Raw genomic sequence first — 18,716 nt, forward strand, 5'->3', positions numbered from 1 at the left:
TAATGTCCGCAATTAAATCGATTTGATTCGGGAGTAGCATCATGGCAAGAGACGCGACGAAGCTTGAAGCAACGGTCGCAAAGCTTAAAAAGCACTGGGCAGATTCGGCCCCGCACGATATGCGCGCGGCGTTCAAATCAGACCCGGGCCGGTTCGAGCGGTATTCGCTATCCCTGGATGACCTTCTGTTCGACTGGTCAAAATGCCGGGTCAATGACGAGACGATCGGGCTCCTCAAGGAACTGGCCGTTGCTGCCGATGTCGAAGGTCGTCGTGCGGCGATGTTTGCGGGTGAGCACATCAACAATACGGAAGACCGTGCCGTTCTCCATGTCGCGCTGCGCGACACTTCCTCGAAGGAAGTGCTTGTTGACGGACACAATGTTTTACCGGACGTGAAGGAAGTGCTCGACCGTATGGCGGCATTTGCGGATGGCATTCGGTCGGGCACGATCAAGGGAGCGACGGGAAAGAAGATCACCGATATCGTCAATATTGGCATTGGCGGGTCCGACCTCGGACCGGTCATGGCAACTCTGGCTCTTTCCCCATATCATGATGGCCCGCGTGCGCATTTCGTCTCCAATATCGACGGCGCTCATATTGCGGATACGCTTGGCATTCTCGATCCTGCGACAACGCTTGTCATCATCGCTTCCAAGACGTTCACGACCATCGAAACAATGACCAACGCGCAGACCGCGCGTAAATGGGTAGCAGATGCACTTGGAGAAGCGGCTGTGGGCGCTCATTTCGCTGCTGTCTCAACCGCATTGGACAAGGTTGCCGCCTTCGGCATTGCTGAAGACCGGGTCTTTGGTTTCTGGGACTGGGTCGGTGGACGTTATTCCGTATGGTCGGCCATCGGCCTGCCAGTGATGATTGCGATTGGACCGGAGGATTTCCGCAAGTTTCTGGCAGGTGCGCATTCAATGGATGTGCATTTCCGAGATGCGCCGCTGGAAAAGAACTTAGCCGTCTGGCTGGGTCTCATCGGTTACTGGCATCGTGCGATCTGTGGTTATGGCAGCCGTGCGATCATTCCATACGACCAGCGTCTCGCCCGTCTCCCAGCCTATCTGCAGCAGTTGGACATGGAGTCGAATGGCAAGAGCGTCACGGTCGATGGCAAGCCGGTTTCCGGTCCGACAGGCCCGGTTGTTTGGGGTGAACCTGGCACGAACGGCCAGCACGCTTTCTTCCAGCTTCTGCATCAGGGCACCGACACCATTCCGCTCGAATTCATCGTTGCGGCAAAGGGCCATGAAAAGCACCTCGACCATCAGCATGAAATGTTGCTGGCGAATTGCCTTGCACAGTCCGAGGCCTTGATGAAGGGGCGTACCCTTGATGAAGCGCGGGCACAGTTGAAGGCGAAGAACCTGCCGGAGAGCGAAGTTGAACGCATTGCTCCGCATCGCGTTTTCTCGGGCAATCGCCCTTCGTTGACGCTGGTTCATGACAAGCTTGATCCGTTTGCTCTGGGACGTCTGGTAGCGCTTTATGAACACCGCGTGTTCGTCGAAGCACAGATTTTCGGCATCAATGCTTTCGATCAATGGGGCGTGGAGCTTGGCAAGGAACTTGCCACCGAACTTCTGCCGGTGGTTTCGGGTGAGGAGAGCAGCGACGGTCGCGACGCTTCCACACAAGGGCTTGTCGCGCATCTGCATGCGCGAAGGAAAGCTTGACGGCATTCTCTGCACAGCTAGAAATAAAGGAGAGCCGGGTTTGTAACCCGGCTCTCTTCATGAGAAATAAATGGGAAATGAAATGAAAACCGAGATCGTAAAATTTGCCGGCGATGTCCCGGGAAATGCCATCGAGTTGCGCGTGCTGCGCTTTGCAGGCAAGGACAGCGATGCGCCTTCCGCCTATTTGCAATCTTCGCTTCACGGTGCCGAACTTCCGGGGCAGGCGGCTCTTCATTTCCTGGTTCCGATGTTGAAGAAAGCGGCTGAGGAAGGGCGCATTCTTGGCAATATCACCATTGTTCCGCAAGCCAATCCGATCGGCTCCAATCAGTGGCAGGCACATCAGCATCTCGGCCGTTTCGAGACGTTTTCGCTGACCAATTTCAATCGCGCTTTCCCACTACTGCCGGATTTCGACACGTCTGAACTGCCGGAGCCGGATGCGCCGATCTCACTGGCTCAGCGCCTGAAGGCGACGCTTTTGAAGCTGGCTCTGACGAACGATATCGTGCTCGACCTGCATTGCGACGACGAGAGCGAAAATTACGTTTATATCGCGGAGGAATTCGCCGAAGACATGAAGGATTTGGCCATCGCGCTCAATTCGACGGCAATCCTCGCATGGGACACGACAGCCGACGCAGCTTTTGAAGAAGCCTGTGCACATCCGGTTCTGCAATTGCCGGCGGACCAGCGCAACATGAAGCGCCGGGCTGTTACAACGGTTGAATTCCGTGGCTTGAGCGATGTTTATGCCGATATGGGCAAAGGCGATGCCGAAGGACTGTACAAATTTCTCGTCCATCGCGGTGTTGTCCGCGACGATAATGTGAAGCTAGAGACGGAATATAAGGGTCTTGTCACGCCGCTCTCACATGTTGAGATGTTGCGCGCGCCGGAAGGCGGTATGGTGCTCTTTCATGTAGCGCCGGGCGATGAAGTAAAGGCGGGAACGAAGCTGGTTACAGTGGTTACGAAGCCGGGTGAACCGGAGTGCGACATCACGCTGACAGCACCGCAGGACGGGCGCATCCTGACCCGTCGTTCGCTGCGTTATGTGCGTCGTGGGGATGATCTTCTCAAGCTGCTTGGGGCACAGCCATCAACCGTCAAGAAGCGTGCCGGCGCGCTGGAAGCATGAGCGACAAGCTTTCCGCAGAGCGTATGAAATCAATCCGTGCCGTCCTGTTCGACAAGGACGGCACCCTGATCGATTTCGACCGCACCTGGTTTTCAATCTCGTGGCAACTGGCGCAGCGTGCAGCAAAAGGCGACGAGGTGCGGGCTCGCGCGTTGCTCGATGCGGGAGGTTATGACTGGCTCACCGAGCGTTTCCGGGCCAATTCGGTCATCGCTGCCGGTACAGTCGAAGATATCGTTTCGCTTTGGCATCCAGACGTCGCATCAGAGCAGGTGCGCAAACTGGTCGAAGAATATGACGCTTACTGCGTCACCGAAGGTGCGCGTTCGGCGGTTGCGATCGAAGCCGTTCGCGAAACGCTGGAAACACTGCGGGAGATGGGGCTTCGCCTTGGTATCGCCACCAACGATTCCGAGGCTGGTGCCCACGCTACCGCCAAAGCTCTGGGTATCCACGGGCTCTTCGAAGTCGTGATTGGCTACAACACGGCGGCGCGCCCAAAACCTTATCCCGACCCGCTGCTCTATTTTGCAGAAAAGCTGGGATTGGCACCCCACGAGATCGCCATGGTCGGCGACAATCTGCATGATTTGGAAACAGCCCATGCTGCCGGGGCAGGGCTTGCGGTCGGTGTTCTATCGGGCAACTCTCCTCGTGAGGCGCTGGAGCCTCATGCCGATGTGGTGCTGGATAGCGTTGCTGGATTGCCTGAATTATTGAAGTGATGAGTGCTGGCTTCCATTCAATTCGTTGAATGGATGCATCATGACAATTCATCCTCAATGCTCTTGCGGTGTGATCGGTGTGGAGTAGCATGACGGAACGTTCAACGTTCCCGAGCTATGTCCATGATCCTGATCGGCCAGTATGATTCCCCTTTTGTGCGGCGTGTCGCTATCGCCATGCGGCTTTACGGCCTGCCATTCGAGCATGAACCGTGGTCGACATTCGGTGACCGTGACAGGATTGCGGAGTTCAATCCGCTGAGCCGCGTGCCGACGCTTGTCCTCGACGATGGCGACGTCGTGATCGAAAGCGCGGCGATACTCGATTATCTCGATGAGATCGCAGTCGGCAAGCCTCCGTTGGTGGCGCAAAAAGGTATCGAGCGCCGTCAGGCCTTGAAGATATGTGCGCTTTCTACCGGTCTTGCCGATAAGGCCGTGAGCCTTCTCTATGAAGGTTTGCTGCGAAGCGAAAAATCAAGCGTTTGGGTGGAACGCTGCGAGACACAGATCGCGCGGGTGCTGGATGTTCTGGAAAGTGATCTTGCGGAACGGAAATCATCATACTGGTTTGGAGATGATATCGGACATGCCGATATCGCGGCGGCTTGTGCGCTTCGCTTTCTGCGCGAGGCGCATCCAAGCCTCTTTAATGAGCAGAAACATCCGGCATTGGCTGGTCTGGCAGCTCGATGCGAAGCGCTGGCACCTTTCCAGGAGATCGTTCAGCCTCTGGTGCCGCCCTCTGCATGATACAGTCTGAAACAAATACGGCCGGATGAAATGTCCGGCCGTATTTGTTTGTAAACTTCAACGTTCTCAGTCGCGAAGTTCGCGACGCAAAATCTTGCCAACATTGCTCTTTGGCAGGCTTTCGCGGAACTCGACTTCGCGCGGACGCTTGTAGTTGGTGAGACGTTCGGCACAATAGGCTTTGACTTCGTCTTCGGTCAGGTTGAGGTCGCTACGGACAACGAACAATTTGACGACTTCGCCCGAATGTTCGTTCGGTATGCCAACGGCAGCCGTTTCCACGATGCCGGGGTGACCGGCGGCAACTTCTTCAATTTCGTTTGGATAGACATTGAAGCCGGAAACCAGGATCATGTCCTTCTTGCGGTCGACGATCTTGGTGTAACCGCGTTCGTCCATGAAGCCCATGTCGCCCGTGCGGAAGAAACCATCCGGCATGATCGCGCGTTTGGTTTCATCGGGACGTTCCCAATAGCCCGACATCACCTGTGGTCCGCGCACGCAGATTTCCCCGACCTCTCCGAGTGCCAGGTCATTTCCGTCATCGTCACGGATTGCCACATCAGTCGATGGCATGGGCAGGCCGATAGTGCCGGAGAACTCGGTCGCATCAAGCGCGTTGGCGCATGCGACGGGCGAGGTCTCCGAGAGACCATACCCTTCAGTGACGTGGCAACCAGTCATTTTCTGCCAGCGTTCGGCAACAGGACGTTGCACAGCCATTCCGCCGCCGAGAGTGAGAATAAGAGGTTTGAAATCCAGTGTCTGGAAATCAGGGTTGTTCATGAGGCCGTTGAACAAGGTGTTGAGGCCCGGGAAGATATGGAACGGGTATTTCTTCAGCTCTTTGACAAAGCCGGAAATATCGCGTGGATTGGGAATGAGAATATTTCGTGCACCAAGCTTGATGCCGATCATCGCATTCACGGTGAGCGCGAAAATATGGTAAAGCGGCAGGGCGCATACGAAATTCAGGGCCTTGGGCTTGCCTTTGTTGCGGAAAGCAACCTCCATCCAGACATGCATCTGCTCCACATTCGCAAGAATATTGCTATGGGTGAGCATGGCGCCTTTCGAGGCGCCCGTCGTACCGCCTGTATATTGCAGGAAAGCAAGGTCAGAACCTTGAACCGGAATGGGGTTGAAGGATTGGGCACGGCCTTGAGCCAATGCATCCTTGAAACGGATATGCCCCGGGATGTTCCACACAGGCACCATTTTCTTCACGCGGCGCACGACGAAATTGATGATGTGGCCCTTGAAGCCATGCATGTCGCCCATTGAAGCGACAATGATATTGGGAACATTGACGGAGTTAAGGGTCTTCTCCACCGTCGATGCGAAGTTCTCCAGAACAATCAATGCTTTGGCGCCGGAGTCGTTCAGCTGGTGTTCCAGTTCGCGCGGCGTATAAAGCGGATTGACGTTCACCACCACGAAACCGGCGCGGAGAATAGCCGTAAACGCAATTGGATAATGCAGGATGTTTGGCATCATCACTGCGACGCGATCACCTTTGACGAGGCCACGCGATTGGAGAAATGCTGCGAGGGCGCGAGAGTATTCGTCCAGCTTCTTGAAAGAGAGATCCTTACCCATGCAGGTAAAGGCGGGATTGTCGGGGAACTGCCGACAGGACGCCAGAATCATATCGCCAATAGACGAGGTATTGCTCAGATCGATCTCGTGCGGAACGCCGACCGGATACGATTTGAGCCAGATTTTTTCCTGCGTCAACGCGCCTTTCTTGGCTGTATCTGCCGCGACGGATTCAACTACGGATGCACTTTGCCCAGTCGTTTTTTTCGCCATGTCTTCTCCCCGGATTGCTCCGTCCTAAGTTGGGCAGCCTGTGCGCCCGCCGTCTCCCAAGCTGCCCGCCCGGACAGCCTCCTCGCCATAAATGTGGTCGAGTTTTACTCTCTTCGCAAGAGTTACATTGACGTAAGCGTAAATTATAAAGGAGTCGAGCGTCTTCCCCAATTTTTAAGTTCAGCAATCACAATAGGTTGAAAGATAGCACGGGAGAAAATAGCAGGTCCGATGGGCGGGTCATATCGCAATTATGTGTAATCTTGCGTCTGATGAGCTTCGAATTCCTGATTTCGCAGAGATCGAATGAGTATCGAGATTGCCTTGCCGCCATAGGTAACGAGATCGTAGTTCCTGTCGCCGCGCAACCATTCATTGAGGAGCCCGCTCAACATGGAAAGCAGGATCAGTGCTGCCGTATCAGCAGTCCATTCCTTTGAAAGCTCCCCGCGTCTTGCCGCCACGTCGAGCAATCCTGCGAGCAATGAGAGGACATTAGATCGCGCTTCCCTGAGCCTGTTTTCAAGTGGTGCCATCTCGCCGACGAATTCGCATCGCTGATTGATGATAATGAAAATGTTCTGCTGGCGTACATCGTTCGAAAAAAGATGCAGCGCCTGGATAATCGATTGTTCCAGAACATGCATTGGATTGGGGTGATTAACGGCTGCTGCCTGCAACATGATTTCTTCTTGCGGGAAGCGGACATTACCTATGATTGTGCGCGCGATTTCAAGCTTGTCGCGGAAGTGGAAATAAATCGCACCACGCGTTACTCCGGCATGACATGCGATTTCCATCAGTGTAGATTGGTTGACACCACGTTCGAGGAAAACCTGCTCGGCGGCCACCAGAATGGCTTCCCGGGTCTCGGCTGCCTCGGCTTTCGTTCTTCGCATGACTTCTCTCAGGTAGATGCAGGCTAGTGGCCCAGTTTGCCACTGAATCTGGATAACTCATTCGTGATCTGTAATATTAGGTGATTGACTATAACACGGTAGTCCGTATTTACAAACACTCGTGTATGTTAAATTGGCAGCACCGCGCGACAGCAAGGGCACTCCCATCATGACTTTGAACCGTTCCATTCGGCTTTTTGCGGCAGGGGCCGCATTTCTTGTCTTTGCGGGGCAACCCGTTCTGGCGCAGGCACCCGGGGGGGCTACACCGCCTCCGCCACAGGTATCCGTTACAGTGGTCAAGCCGCATGATGTACCTGTTACCTATGAATATGCGGCGCGTATCAGCGCCTATCGCGATGTTCAGGTCCGAGCGCGCGTGGGCGGAATATTGCTTCACCGCAATTTCATCGAAGGTACGGAAGTCAAAGCGGGCGACGTGTTGTTCGAAATAGACCCTGCACCGTATGAGGCCGAGCTTGAAAAGGCTCAGGCTCAGGTAGCGCAGGCCGAAGCGCAGTATCAGCAATCCATCCGCGATGCCGAGCGCGCAGAACAACTCGTCCAGCAGAAGGTGCAGAGCACGGCAGTTCGTGATTCCGCTTTTGCGACGCGCGACCTGAACAAGGCGGCGGTTGCTGCAGCCAAGGCACAGCTTCGCACCGCAGAACTCAATCTGAGCTATACCAAGGTCACCGCGCCCATCAGCGGCATTACCAGCCAGGAACAGGTCAATGAGGGCAGCCTCATCGGTACTGATGCATCCTCCAGTCTTCTGACTTCGATTACCCAGCTCGATCCGGTGTATGTGAATTTCTCCTTCACCGATACGGAAGCTGCCGAAATCGACCGTTTGCGCGCAGAACGCGGTGCAACGGGTGAAGATGCCGATCGCCTCAAGATCAAGGTCCTGTTTGGTGACGGACAGGCTTATGATCATGAAGGTACGATCGACTTCACCTCATCGTCGCTCGATACGGAAACAGGCACTCTTGGCGCCCGTGCAGTCGTTGAGAACCCTAATCGCCGCCTGATCCCTGGCCAGTTCGTCCGTGCCGTGATCCTCGGTATTCAGGTCAAGGATGCAATCACGATCCCGAAGGCCGCGTTGCTCCAGGGTCCGCAAACGCAGTTTGTGTACGTGGTCAACAAGGACAATGTTGTCGAAGTGCGACCGATCACGGTGTCGCGTGAACTGAGTGACGCGTGGCTTGTTTCCGAAGGTCTCAATGCAGGCGAACGGGTTATAAGCGAAGGTCTCGTCAAGGCAGCCCCGGGTAAGCCCGTGAATCCGGTCGACGCAGCTACTGAAGCAAGCAATCAGACATCGCCTGACAAGGCGGGTGCTGAAGCTGGCAAAGAACAGGCGGCAGACAAGCAATGAATAGATTTTTCGTCGACCGCCCCGTTTTCGCGGCGGTCATCTCCATTGTGCTCGTGCTGGCTGGCCTGATCTGCATCCGGATCCTGCCGATTGCGCAGTACCCTGAACTGACGCCGCCACAGGTGGTCGTCAGTGCAACCTATCCCGGCGCAAGTGCCGAAACGGTGGCGCAGACTGTTGCTGCGCCATTGGAACAGCAGATCAATGGCGTCGAGAACATGCTCTATATGCAGTCCTCGAGCCTTGGTAGCGGTACGATGCAGTTGACCGTGACCTTCGCTCTGGGCACCGACCCCGATCAGGCCACCATCAACGTCAACAACCGCGTACAGCGTGCAACCTCGTCGCTTCCGCAGGAGGTTCAGCGTCTCGGCGTCACGGTGGACAAGCGTTCCACCACGATTCTGGGCATGGTCGCCATGTTCTCCGACAGCGATCGTTATGACCGCACCTACGTCGGTAACTACGCGCTGCTGAACGTGGTCGACGACCTTAAGCGTCTGCAGGGCGTTGGCGATGTGCAGCTGCTCGGCAATATTGATTATTCGATGCGTATCTGGCTGCGTCCAGACAAGCTGGCGCAGTATAATCTGACCCCTAGCGATGTCTCGACGGCTATCCAGGAACAGAACGCACAGTTCGCAGCCGGTCGTTTCGGCGATCAGCCCGATCCGCAGGCCGGGCCGTTCACCTATACGGCGACCACGCAGGGGCGTCTGCCGGATGCCGCTGCATTCGAGAACATTATCCTTCGGTCCAGCTCTAACGCCGCAACGCTGCGTCTGAAGGACGTTGCACGTGTCGAGCTAGGCACGGAAAGTTATCTCGTCGACAGTAATCTTAATGGTACGTCCGCGGTTCCGATTGCAATCTATCTGCAGCCGGGCGCGAATGCGCTCAACACGATGGAACTCATTCAGAACCGTATGAACGAGCTGAAGGCGAGCTTCCCGGCGGGTATCGATTACTCGATCCCGTTCGATACGACGAAGTTCATCAAGGTCTCCATCGAGGAAGTGATACACACCTTCATCGAAGCGATCATTCTCGTCGTGCTGGTGGTGTTCATCTTCCTGCAGAACTGGCGCGCGACGCTCATTCCAATCATCGCAGTGCCGATCTCGATCATTGGCACTTTTGCGGGCATGTATGTGCTCGGCTTCTCCATCAACCTCCTGACGCTGTTCGGTCTGGTGCTGGCAATCGGTATCGTGGTCGACGACGCTATCGTGGTTCTGGAAAACGTCGAACGTATCATGTCGACCGAGAAACTGTCGCCGCGCAAGGCCGCCATCAAGGCCATGGGTGAAGTGACGGGGCCGGTTGTTGCGATTGTTCTCGTGCTTTGCGCCGTGTTCATTCCGGTGGCCTTCATGGGCGGTCTTGTCGGTGAAATGTACAAGCAGTTCGCCGTCACTATCGCGATTTCGGTGACGTTGTCTGGTCTTGTGGCATTGACACTGACACCGGCGCTCTGCGCGTTGATCCTCAAGCCGGGCCATCATGAGCCGATGCTGCCGTTCCGCATTTTCAACCGCTTCTTCGAGCGGGTGACGGACGGTTATTCTCGTGGCGTTCGCTTCTTTTTGAAGCGCGCTGCAATCGGTCTGATCATTTTTGCAGGCCTTCTTGGTGCTACATACTATCTTTTTGAACGGGTTCCGGGATCGCTGTTACCTGACGAAGATCAGGGCTACCTGTTCAGCGTTGCTGTCCTGCCTCCTGCGGCCTCGTTGGAGCGCACAACGACGGTTCTTGATCAGGCGAGCGCGAATATCCGGAAAAGCCCGGCTGTGGAAAGCGTCTTCGCGGTATCCGGCTTCGATCTTCTGTCGGGCGGCCTGAAAACCAGTGCGGGCACGATGTTCATCATGCTCAAGGACTGGAAGGAACGCACGACACCTGAAACCGATGCCCGCAATCTTCCCGGTGCCATCATGGCCATGAATTCGGGCATCAAGGACGGGCTTGTGCTGGCATTCAATCCGCCTCCGATCATGGGCCTCAGCACGACTGGTGGCTTTGAACTCTATGTTCAGGATCGTACCGGCGGTGGTGTCGAATCGCTGACGCGTGCAACCAAACTCATCACCGAGGCTGCGGCCAAGCGACCGGAACTGCAGGGCGTGCGCACGACGTTCGATCCGAATGTTCCGCAATATGACATTCAGCTTGATCGCGAAAAGGCGAAGGCTATGGGTGTGCCGATCAACTCTGTATTCACTGCAATGCAGGCAACGTTCGGTAGTCTCTATGTCAACGACTTTACGCTGTTTGGCCGCAACTATCAGGTCAACCTGCAGTCGGAGGCTGAGTTCCGTCGTGATCCAAGCGATCTCAAGCATGTCTTCGTGCGGGCCAATTCCGGCAGCATGATCCCGCTTGATGCTCTTGTGACTGTCAAACGTATTGTTGGCCCGGATCAGCTTGAACGCTTCAACGCCTTCAATGCAGCGAAGATCACCGGTAATCCGGCACCAGGTTTCACCTCTGGCGATTCCATCAAGGCAATGCAGGAAGTGGCTGCGGAGGTTCTTCCGCAGGGCTACCAGATTGCATGGACGGGCTCGGCCTATCAGGAAGTAACCACAAGCGGCACAGGCACGCAGGCGATGATCTTCGGTCTCGTCATGGTGTTCCTGATCCTTGCGGCGCAATACGAGCGCTGGAGCCTGCCGCTCGCCGTCATTACCGCAGTGCCGTTTGCTATCTTCGGTGCGCTGTTGGCGACCGATCTGCGCGGGTTGACCAATGACGTGTATTTCCAGATTGGTCTGGTGACACTCATAGGTCTGGCGGCGAAGAACGCAATTCTGATCGTGGAATTCGCGGTACTCGAGCGAGAGACAGGCAAGTCCGCGATAGAGGCGGCAGCGTCGGCGGCCCGCTTGCGCTTCCGCCCGATTGTGATGACCTCGCTGGCCTTCATTCTCGGTGTTGTGCCGCTTGCGATCAGTACGGGTGCCGGTTCGGCAAGCCGTCACTCGATCGGTACGGGCGTTATCGGCGGTATGTTGGCTGCAACGTTCATCGCAACGTTCTTCATTCCGATGTTCTATAGTCTGATAGCGCGCAAGCCGCCGAAGCGGCCAGAGGATGAAGATGTGAATGAAACGACTGGCCCGAATGGGCAGACAGATATCTAGTCCGTTTCGAACTTCAAACAAAAGCCCCGCCGATAGGCGGGGCTTTTTTACATCAGTTAATGCTCATGCTTATCAGGCTGTACTCGCATTTCGTTGCGACATATCCCTCGAACCAAAGGGTGTGCGTGTTCTAAAACAGCGATGCGATACTCTGAACGATTGCCCAGCCCAGAAAAGTCGCTGGTACGCTAAGCGCTGCAAGCATGATACCGAGAAACACATAGGCGGCCTCATTGGGCGAGCGCTTTGTTTGTTCCGGAGTCTTGTGCCATTGGGCAGGAACGCCATCGAACATTGTATAAATCCTCCTTCTCCCTCAACTTGATTATTGATGAGAGGGTGATTTGTTCAAGTCAAAATAAATGCATGTATTAATTGATCTTATTCTGCTATAAGCGGCGCAATTCGCGGTGCAAGTTGTATAGTTATCACGCTTCTGACGCGATTTTGTTGAGCTATATATTTGATATGAAATATTTTTACTTTTTTACTGTAAGTATCGTTATATCGGAAATTTCAAGAATATCTGAAAATTCGTTTAGTGACGGCCCTTCTCTGCGTCAAAATGGCACGCAAAGGGCATCTCAGTTTTATCGATTCCATCCGTCTTGAGTTAGGCTCAATAAAAGCTGTTGGGGAAATAGCGCAGATAAAGCTCCGTTAGCGTGCCTTTCTGCTGCAAGGCCTGAAGAGCATTGTTGAAGGCACTGGCAAGGGGAGCGTTCTTCTGTGCGACCGCAATGCTGAGACCGGAGCCAAGATATTGCGGTGCGAGGTAAGCGCCGGCTGTAAAGCTGCAGCAAGTATGGCCTTCAGGACTATTCAACCACATTGAAAGTGACATGCCGTCGTGGAACACAGTGCTGACCTTGCCACTCTTGAGATCAGCGAGCATGAGAGATGCATCAGGGTAAGATTTGGCGATCGCCTGAGGAAAATAGCTTTTTAGCAGTTGCTCGTGGGCCGATCCCGCAATAACGCCAACGCTTTTACCTTTTGTGGCCGTAATTGCATCGTCATTAAATGCGCCTGCGTTGGTCGTCGCAAATCGCGCAGGCAATCGCATATAGGACCGCGAGAAAGCAAATTGACCACGATTCTCATCGGTTGGTTTCCATCCGGCTATGATGGCTTCTGCTTGTCCGCTAAGCAGTCGCTCCTCAAGCTCATTCCACGGCACAGCTTCAATCTGACAGACGTCGTCAACACCCAATTGACGACAAAGGGCTTTGGCTAGGTCGACATTGTAGCCGGAAAGCTGTCCCTGATCTCCAAGCATGTTGAACGGGGGGAAATCAACAGTTGTGAGGAACCTTAACCGATTGAGTGCCTGCAAGGACGGTAACGGCAGGCGTTCTTTCTGGTTGATGAAAGATGGAGCCTCTGGCTGTGCGTCTGAGGCCCAGGCACCATGGGCGCCACACGTGAATGCCAACGCGACGAGCAGTCTTGGAAGGTAGCGTTTCATGACCCGCTTTTGCCTTTTTCTCTATAATTTCGCGTTAACTGAGTTATCGAGTGACGAGCAATATTCAACGAAGGTTCAATAAAAATAAAGGTTGCAATTCCTTTTCAGTATATTACCTTCCGATTGCAAATTTTACCAGAATAAATACCTAATGAAGTAAATGGTAAAATAGTAAAGAATTGAATTATTAAAGCATAAAATAAGTAAATATAGGTATTCAGTAGTGCGGGGGTGCTATGAGTAATGGATCGATTGCGTTCGATCTGGAGATATGCAGTGCCATATCAGCCAGATTGGAACAATGTGGCGTGTCTAGAGATGCGTTGTTGGGGGCGTATAGTACGGCTACTCACCATGGAACATCTTTTTGTGTGGAATTGATTCAGCGAGGAGATGTTGCGGAATCGGCCATTTATGCAGCTATCGCTGATCTTCTGGGATTGGAATTCACAAACGAGGCTTTACCGTCGCGCATTTTCGTATCGGGTGAGGAAAAGCCATCGGCTTTCATCGATGTCGGACAGGTTATGGTGCTCGGCGCAGACGGAAATAGTTATCTCTACATTGCTCCGTCCGAAAATCGTATCCGAAAACTTCGAGATCATATTCTTGCGACACCGCAATTGAAGAGCCGAATTCGGATCTGTACGCCGACACTTTTGAAACAGATCATGCGGCAACGACATCAGAAGGATCTGATTGCGCGGGCTCATGAAATGACGCCGCAGTCGTTTTCAGCAGCGCGCGTTCTGGATACGCCACAGGCATTTATCATTGCCATGGCAATCTATGCGTTCTTTGCCTGCGTGTTTAACTGGCCGACGATGACGCTTCTGGTGCTTCATGTGGCGTTGTCGGTATTCTTCTTCGGATGCGTGATGATCCGTTTGTTCGCGGCTGTTTCGGGACGCCGGTTGAAGTTTCTCGAAATCAGGAAATGCAATCCGCGTGACTTACCGAACTATTCAGTCCTGGTCCCGTTATATCGGGAGCAGGAAGTGATCGGTCAGCTCATTACGAGCTTGAAACGGCTGAATTGGCCCGCCAGCAAACTCGATATCAAGCTTGTTTGCGAGAAGGATGATTTCGATACAGTATCGGCGATACGCCGTGAACGGCTGCCGTTGAATTTCGAATTGGTTCTCGTGCCGTCTGGCGGACCCAAGACGAAGCCGAAGGCACTGAATTATGCATTGCAATTTGCGCGAGGCGAGATTGTAGCGGTCTTCGATGCTGAAGACCGTCCACACCCTGACCAGCTGCTGGAAGCATGGCAGACTTTTCAGGCTGAAGGCGACAAGCTGGCCTGTGTGCAGGCACCGCTGATTATCGGGAACTTCCGCCACAACCTGCTGACACGAATGTTTGCATTTGAATATGCAGCGCTTTTCCGCGGTTTGTTGCCTTGGCTCGCTTCGCGGGGGCTTGTCATTCCTCTCGGCGGTACTTCCAATCATTTTCGGCGATCTTGTCTGGAAGAAGTTGGCGGCTGGGATGCCTACAATGTCACGGAGGATGCCGATCTCGGGGTGAGGCTCGCCCGGTTCGGTTATCACATCGGCGTCATCACGCGCGGAACGATTGAGGACGCACCCGTAAACTATGATATCTGGCGTAAACAGCGAACACGCTGGCTCAAAGGCTGGATGCAGACATGGCTCGTTCATGGACGCCAGCCGCACAACACATGGCGTGAACTTGGCTGGTTCCGGTTTTCTGTCAATCAGATCTACACGCTAGGTATAATCAGTTCAGCGCTTCTGCATCCGCTCATGTTGGCCATGTTCGCGATCTTGCTGATCAGCATGTTATTCGGGCCTTTGACAACCCATGGCGTCTGGCTGTTGGGGATTGATGTAACGAATATTCTGCTGGCCTATCTTAGCTTCTATCTTCTGGGTGCAAGAACAATGGAGCCAACGGAGCTGGGAGGATATGCTTATCTGTTCTCAATCCCGGTATACTGGGTGTTGATTTCAATCTCCGCGTGGCGCGCCTTATGGCAGCTGATGCGTGTGCCTCATCTGTGGGAAAAGACGCCGCACCAGCCAAGCTTGTTCTACATTTCCGCAGAAGACGAGGTGAGGAATGTAGAGCCGCGTCCGATGATCGATTGATCCTCGGCTCCAATTGCCTGAAGGTCTCTTCCTTCATAGGGCAGCGTCAAAAGGATGCGCCGGATTGCAGCTAATCTGGCGCGTCGCTTGTCATTCGACCGAATGATCGTCCAGGGTGCGTAACCTGTATCGGTCCGTTCAAGCATGGTGTGTAGTGCGTCGGTGTAATCATTCCAGCGGGAGATTCCCGCCACATCCATCGGCGAGAACTTCCAGTTCTTGAGCGGACTATGGCGACGTTCATGAAAGCGCTTGAGCTGCATTTCCTGACCGATATCCAGCCAGAATTTGAAGAGATGAATACCGTCCGTAACGATCATGCGCTCGAAATCGGGTGTTTCAGTCAGGAAGGTTTCAAGCTGCGCCGGGGTACAAAAACCCATCACCCGTTCCACACCAGCCCGGTTGTACCATGATCGGTCAAACGTAACGAACTCGCCGGCAGTTGGAAAATGCGCGACATAACGCTGGAAATACCATTGACCCTGTTCGGTTTCGGTGGGCTTCGGCAAAGCAACGTTCCGCGCGGTTCTGGGGTTCATGAACTCACGGATAGTAAAGATTGTCCCGCCTTTACCAGCCGCGTCGCGGCCTTCGAAAACGCTGATGACGCGGCCTCCAGTATCCTGAAGCCAATATTGAAGTTTGACGAGTTCGATCTGAAGCCGCTCCAGCGTTTCTTCATATTCGTCCGACTTCATCTTGGATGGGTAGGGATATCCACCTGACTGCAGCGCATTATCGTCGATCCATTTCGGCAGTTTCGGATCATTTATGTCAAACGAACGCGCTACACCGTCAATTTTCAGCTTGATTGGCTTGTCGATCGGCTTCGCTTCGTCTTTTTTGTCTTTCTTTTTGTTAGCTGTCTTCGAACTGTCACCCACGGCAATTCCCTTTCGTTTATATCAAAGCATGATATGGGCTGTTTGGAAGCCGCGTAAAGGACGTTCGAGCATTTCCGGATAAGTCTATGCCCCAACCGCAGAAGGAAGCAGCATGAGCGAGGCAGCCAACCGCACCGATCCAGAACCACAGGCGGAGAAGTCGATTTTCGAACCGCTTCTCCGGGTCAAGGGTGTCTTGATTGCCAGCATGGTTCTCGCGGTTTGCGTGCTGGCTCTTGATCTCCCCTTCTGGTTTCGAGCTGGCCTCCTGGCCGTTGTTGTACTCGGCGCTGTGTGGCTCGCAAGCGAAGTTGCGAGCAGCGAGCCAGACGAAGAGCCGGTGAAGACAGCGGCACCCAACGAAATGGCGGGAGTGTCCGGCGAGCGTCTGGCCGATCTTCTGACCGATCCGATGGTCGTCTTCGATCATAGCGGAACTGTTCTATTCAACAATTCTGCGGCTCTGGAGGCGTTCCAGTCGCTGGAAACCGGCACAGCGCTCTACTTGCGGTTTCGAGCGCCGGAAATGCATGCTCTCATTCAGGGCGTGATTGCAGACGGCGAAGCGCGTAGTATTGAATATTTTGAGCGCGTCCCGATTGATCGCTGGTTCAAGGCGATGGTCAAGGCCTTGCCGGGTAAGGATGGCAGGCCTGAACTTTTCGTCCTGCTGTTCCGCGATCAGAGCGAAACGCGTCGCATTGATCGTATGCGTTCAGACTTCATTGCGAATGCAAGTCACGAACTGCGCACGCCGCTCGCCTCGCTTCGCGGGTTCATCGAGACGTTGCAGGGACCAGCTCGAAACGACGCAGCTGCGCGCGACCGCTTTCTGGATATCATGCAGAAACAGGCCGAACGCATGTCGCGGCTGATCGACGATCTTTTGTCCTTGTCTCGTCTTGAAATGCGGGCACATCTGGCGGTCAATGAATGTGTGGACATTACATCCATCCTCAATCATGTTGCCGACACACTGACGCCCTTGGCAGCCGGTCTCGATATCAGTATCGAGCGTCAACTGCCGGATCATCCCGTTACAGTCACTGGCGCGCGTGACGAGCTTATCCAGGTATTTCAGAACCTCGTCGAAAATGCCTGCAAATACGGGCAGGCAGGCAAGCGCGTCATCGTAAAACTGGACGAAGACAATAGCGGCAGTTCTGCTGAGGTGGTGGCATCAGTTCAGGATTTTGGTCCGGGCATTGCAGCGGAGCATTTGCCGCGCCTGACGGAACGTTTCTATCGGATTGACGTCGAAACGAGCCGGGCTCAAAAGGGTACGGGCCTTGGGCTTGCCATCGTCAAACATATCCTTGCACGCCATCGCGGTCGTCTGGTTGTTCGCTCGCAATTGGGCGAAGGATCAACTTTCACGGTGCGGATGCCGAAACGTACTGTGTAGAACTTTCTAACCAAACTTGCGCAACACTTGCCATTTCAATGGGCGTAGCTTTTTGTAAAGCAAGGTTGAACGTATCCATTCCAGTGAACGGGCAAGAATGAGGGAGGTGCGTCCCCGAAAAGTGGCGGGGCGAATATAGTCGCGCAGGGGTATTGTCCGGTCGCACAAGCCGATTTTCCATGCTTCGTCGCCAAAGCCAAGATCGAAACTGGTGTAGCCATCTGCTTTTAGCCTGTGCAAAAGGCGCAGAATTATCACTTTGCCGGGTGAAAATTTGCTCCATGTGCCGGCTTCGAAGGTTGTGATCATCGCACAGTAATGGTCATTCCGAACGACGCTCCACATGGTGGCCAATATTGTTTCTCCAACGGCAAGCGCTGAAAGATGCAGGCCATTGTGTTGGGCTAGTTGCTCGGTTGCCTCTTCGAAGAAGCGGCGCTTTTCAGGATGCGCATCGAAGCCAGGGACTTTTGTTTCTTCAAAGCGGCGCTGTTTCTGGCGTAGCATGACCTCCAGAACAGATCGTCGTTCCGCTTGGGTTTGCGCTATAAAGAACCGACATCCTTCCATCTTCTGAAGCGTGCGATCACGCTTCTTGATATTGCCGATACTCTGTATGGATCGCTCTATCTCATCCATCGGGCGCATCAGAGAAATCGCATGTGTCGATGCGTTAGAAAGCTTGTTTGCCAGTTGCCACAGTGGATTTGCGAAGCCTTCCACTCGCTCCGGCATTTTGCAGAATGCAATCACATCATGCGAGGGAACCGCTGCGACAACAGCTTCGAGAATGCGTGCGGTAGTGTCAGGGGAAAGTTTCGCTGCAGCTGGAAACACGATAGGCACGTTGTAATCGCTCACACCGTCATCGATGAATCCCAGCACACGGGATCCGTAAATACGTGTGATTGAGAGCGGCAGAAAAAGAAGCGGGGTGCCGTCGTGCTGGCGAACCTCGGTCAAACATAGCTGTGTGCCGGGTCTGCGCCCGTAAGTTGCGTCCCATGCTCTTACGAAAGATTTGGTCTGGAACACAAAAAATGCGCTGCCGGTTTTGTCATCGGCATCTGGCCAGTCGCTGGATAGCTGTTCCGCGCTGCTATAGACCCGAATGTCAAAATCTTTGGTCAGCATAAATGTCTTTCAGGATTTCCTAAATTAGGAAACCTCAATTATTTGAGTACGCCGAATCTCATTTTATAGTTGAAGTGTTTAGTGGATTTGAAACCAAAGGAAACTATGAAATGCTGGCTTGATTGGTTCTGCCAATAGATTGCTAGGCGCG

General features: G+C 53.9%; 14 protein-coding genes. 8 read left to right on the forward strand and 6 right to left on the reverse strand.

The genetic code is table 11. The features are described from left to right. The first annotated feature begins 41 nt into the window (after positions 1-41). The 4 genes from pgi (at position 42) to ABDF71_RS03155 (ending at position 4,313) form a co-directional block, all read left to right on the forward strand. The gene (gene pgi, locus ABDF71_RS03140; RefSeq protein WP_151662709.1) at positions 42-1,691 is read left to right on the forward strand and encodes a glucose-6-phosphate isomerase; all 1,650 of its coding nucleotides are present in this window, start codon (positions 42-44) and stop codon (positions 1,689-1,691) included. Between the two features lie 82 nt (positions 1,692-1,773). Continuing rightward, positions 1,774-2,835: a succinylglutamate desuccinylase/aspartoacylase family protein gene (locus tag ABDF71_RS03145; RefSeq protein WP_040130248.1), complete on the forward strand. Its 1,062-nt coding sequence runs from the start codon at positions 1,774-1,776 to the stop codon at positions 2,833-2,835. After that, positions 2,832-3,560 carry an HAD family hydrolase gene (locus ABDF71_RS03150; RefSeq protein ID WP_010658194.1) on the forward strand — a complete coding sequence of 243 codons (729 nt, stop codon included), beginning with the start codon at positions 2,832-2,834 and terminating at the stop codon, positions 3,558-3,560. The genes ABDF71_RS03145 and ABDF71_RS03150 overlap by 4 nt, the downstream gene beginning before the upstream one ends. Before the next feature lie 123 nt (positions 3,561-3,683). Further along, positions 3,684-4,313, forward strand: coding sequence for a glutathione S-transferase family protein (locus ABDF71_RS03155; protein ID WP_040130246.1), 630 nt, complete (start codon positions 3,684-3,686; stop codon positions 4,311-4,313). Between the two features lie 66 nt (positions 4,314-4,379). Here the strand turns inward: ABDF71_RS03155 and ABDF71_RS03160 are convergent, their stop codons facing one another. Beyond that, on the reverse strand, positions 4,380-6,125 hold the full coding sequence (locus ABDF71_RS03160) for a long-chain fatty acid--CoA ligase (RefSeq protein WP_151662711.1): 1,746 nt from the start codon (positions 6,123-6,125) through the stop codon (positions 4,380-4,382). A gap of 251 nt (positions 6,126-6,376) precedes the next feature. Beyond that, positions 6,377-7,024: a TetR family transcriptional regulator gene (locus tag ABDF71_RS03165; RefSeq protein ID WP_040129940.1), complete on the reverse strand. Its 648-nt coding sequence runs from the start codon at positions 7,022-7,024 to the stop codon at positions 6,377-6,379. 169 nt (positions 7,025-7,193) lie between these two features. Here ABDF71_RS03165 and ABDF71_RS03170 point away from each other — a divergent pair, with 169 nt between their 5' ends. Next, positions 7,194-8,408: an efflux RND transporter periplasmic adaptor subunit gene (locus ABDF71_RS03170; protein WP_010658198.1), complete on the forward strand. Its 1,215-nt coding sequence runs from the start codon at positions 7,194-7,196 to the stop codon at positions 8,406-8,408. Further along, on the forward strand, positions 8,405-11,554 hold the full coding sequence (gene bepE, locus ABDF71_RS03175) for a multidrug efflux RND transporter permease subunit BepE (RefSeq protein WP_040129937.1): 3,150 nt from the start codon (positions 8,405-8,407) through the stop codon (positions 11,552-11,554). The genes ABDF71_RS03170 and bepE overlap by 4 nt, the downstream gene beginning before the upstream one ends. Before the next feature lie 130 nt (positions 11,555-11,684). On the opposite strand, the gene ABDF71_RS03180 is transcribed toward bepE, so the two are convergent. Together ABDF71_RS03180 and ABDF71_RS03185 are read right to left on the reverse strand one after the other, a co-directional pair. Further along, the gene (locus tag ABDF71_RS03180; RefSeq protein WP_006466025.1) at positions 11,685-11,849 is read right to left on the reverse strand and encodes a hypothetical protein; all 165 of its coding nucleotides are present in this window, start codon (positions 11,847-11,849) and stop codon (positions 11,685-11,687) included. Between the two features lie 324 nt (positions 11,850-12,173). Continuing rightward, positions 12,174-13,022 carry a transporter substrate-binding domain-containing protein gene (locus ABDF71_RS03185; protein ID WP_094514773.1) on the reverse strand — a complete coding sequence of 283 codons (849 nt, stop codon included), beginning with the start codon at positions 13,020-13,022 and terminating at the stop codon, positions 12,174-12,176. 236 nt (positions 13,023-13,258) lie between these two features. Between ABDF71_RS03185 and ABDF71_RS03190 the strand changes: the two genes are divergently transcribed. Next, entirely contained in the window at positions 13,259-15,139 is a 1,881-nt protein-coding gene (locus ABDF71_RS03190) for a glycosyltransferase (RefSeq protein WP_192799829.1), read from the forward strand. On the opposite strand, the gene ppk2 is transcribed toward ABDF71_RS03190, so the two are convergent. After that, the gene (ppk2, locus tag ABDF71_RS03195) at positions 15,082-16,026 is read right to left on the reverse strand and encodes a polyphosphate kinase 2 (RefSeq protein ID WP_151662713.1); all 945 of its coding nucleotides are present in this window, start codon (positions 16,024-16,026) and stop codon (positions 15,082-15,084) included. The two genes, ABDF71_RS03190 and ppk2, sit on opposite strands and share 58 nt — an antisense overlap. Before the next feature lie 112 nt (positions 16,027-16,138). Between ppk2 and ABDF71_RS03200 the strand changes: the two genes are divergently transcribed. Continuing rightward, positions 16,139-17,431, forward strand: a complete 1,293-nt coding sequence (locus ABDF71_RS03200; RefSeq protein ID WP_151662714.1) for an ATP-binding protein — start codon at positions 16,139-16,141, stop codon at positions 17,429-17,431. Positions 17,432-17,437: 6 nt separating this feature from the next. Here the strand turns inward: ABDF71_RS03200 and ABDF71_RS03205 are convergent, their stop codons facing one another. After that, complete coding sequence (locus ABDF71_RS03205; protein WP_151662715.1) at positions 17,438-18,565, reverse strand: GNAT family N-acetyltransferase; 1,128 nt, start codon at positions 18,563-18,565, stop codon at positions 17,438-17,440. Positions 18,566-18,716 lie beyond the last annotated feature (151 nt).

It is taken from the genome of Ochrobactrum sp. WV_118_8 (genome assembly GCF_039631535.1).
Classification (GTDB): Bacteria; Pseudomonadota; Alphaproteobacteria; order Rhizobiales; family Rhizobiaceae; genus Brucella; species Brucella anthropi.

Excerpts from the sequence above, each read along its gene's own strand:
- pgi (WP_151662709.1), top strand. The coding sequence starts at position 42 with ATGGCAAGAGACGCGACGAAGCTTGAAGCAACGGTCGCAAAGCTTAAA.
- ABDF71_RS03145 (WP_040130248.1), top strand. The coding sequence starts at position 1,774 with ATGAAAACCGAGATCGTAAAATTTGCCGGCGATGTCCCGGGAAATGCC.
- ABDF71_RS03150 (WP_010658194.1), top strand. The coding sequence starts at position 2,832 with ATGAGCGACAAGCTTTCCGCAGAGCGTATGAAATCAATCCGTGCCGTC.
- ABDF71_RS03155 (WP_040130246.1), top strand. The coding sequence starts at position 3,684 with ATGATCCTGATCGGCCAGTATGATTCCCCTTTTGTGCGGCGTGTCGCT.
- ABDF71_RS03160 (WP_151662711.1), bottom strand. The coding sequence starts at position 6,125 with ATGGCGAAAAAAACGACTGGGCAAAGTGCATCCGTAGTTGAATCCGTC.
- ABDF71_RS03165 (WP_040129940.1), bottom strand. The coding sequence starts at position 7,024 with ATGCGAAGAACGAAAGCCGAGGCAGCCGAGACCCGGGAAGCCATTCTG.
- ABDF71_RS03170 (WP_010658198.1), top strand. The coding sequence starts at position 7,194 with ATGACTTTGAACCGTTCCATTCGGCTTTTTGCGGCAGGGGCCGCATTT.
- bepE (WP_040129937.1), top strand. The coding sequence starts at position 8,405 with ATGAATAGATTTTTCGTCGACCGCCCCGTTTTCGCGGCGGTCATCTCC.
- ABDF71_RS03180 (WP_006466025.1), bottom strand. The coding sequence starts at position 11,849 with ATGTTCGATGGCGTTCCTGCCCAATGGCACAAGACTCCGGAACAAACA.
- ABDF71_RS03185 (WP_094514773.1), bottom strand. The coding sequence starts at position 13,022 with ATGAAACGCTACCTTCCAAGACTGCTCGTCGCGTTGGCATTCACGTGT.
- ABDF71_RS03190 (WP_192799829.1), top strand. The coding sequence starts at position 13,259 with ATGAGTAATGGATCGATTGCGTTCGATCTGGAGATATGCAGTGCCATA.
- ABDF71_RS03200 (WP_151662714.1), top strand. The coding sequence starts at position 16,139 with ATGAGCGAGGCAGCCAACCGCACCGATCCAGAACCACAGGCGGAGAAG.
- ABDF71_RS03205 (WP_151662715.1), bottom strand. The coding sequence starts at position 18,565 with ATGCTGACCAAAGATTTTGACATTCGGGTCTATAGCAGCGCGGAACAG.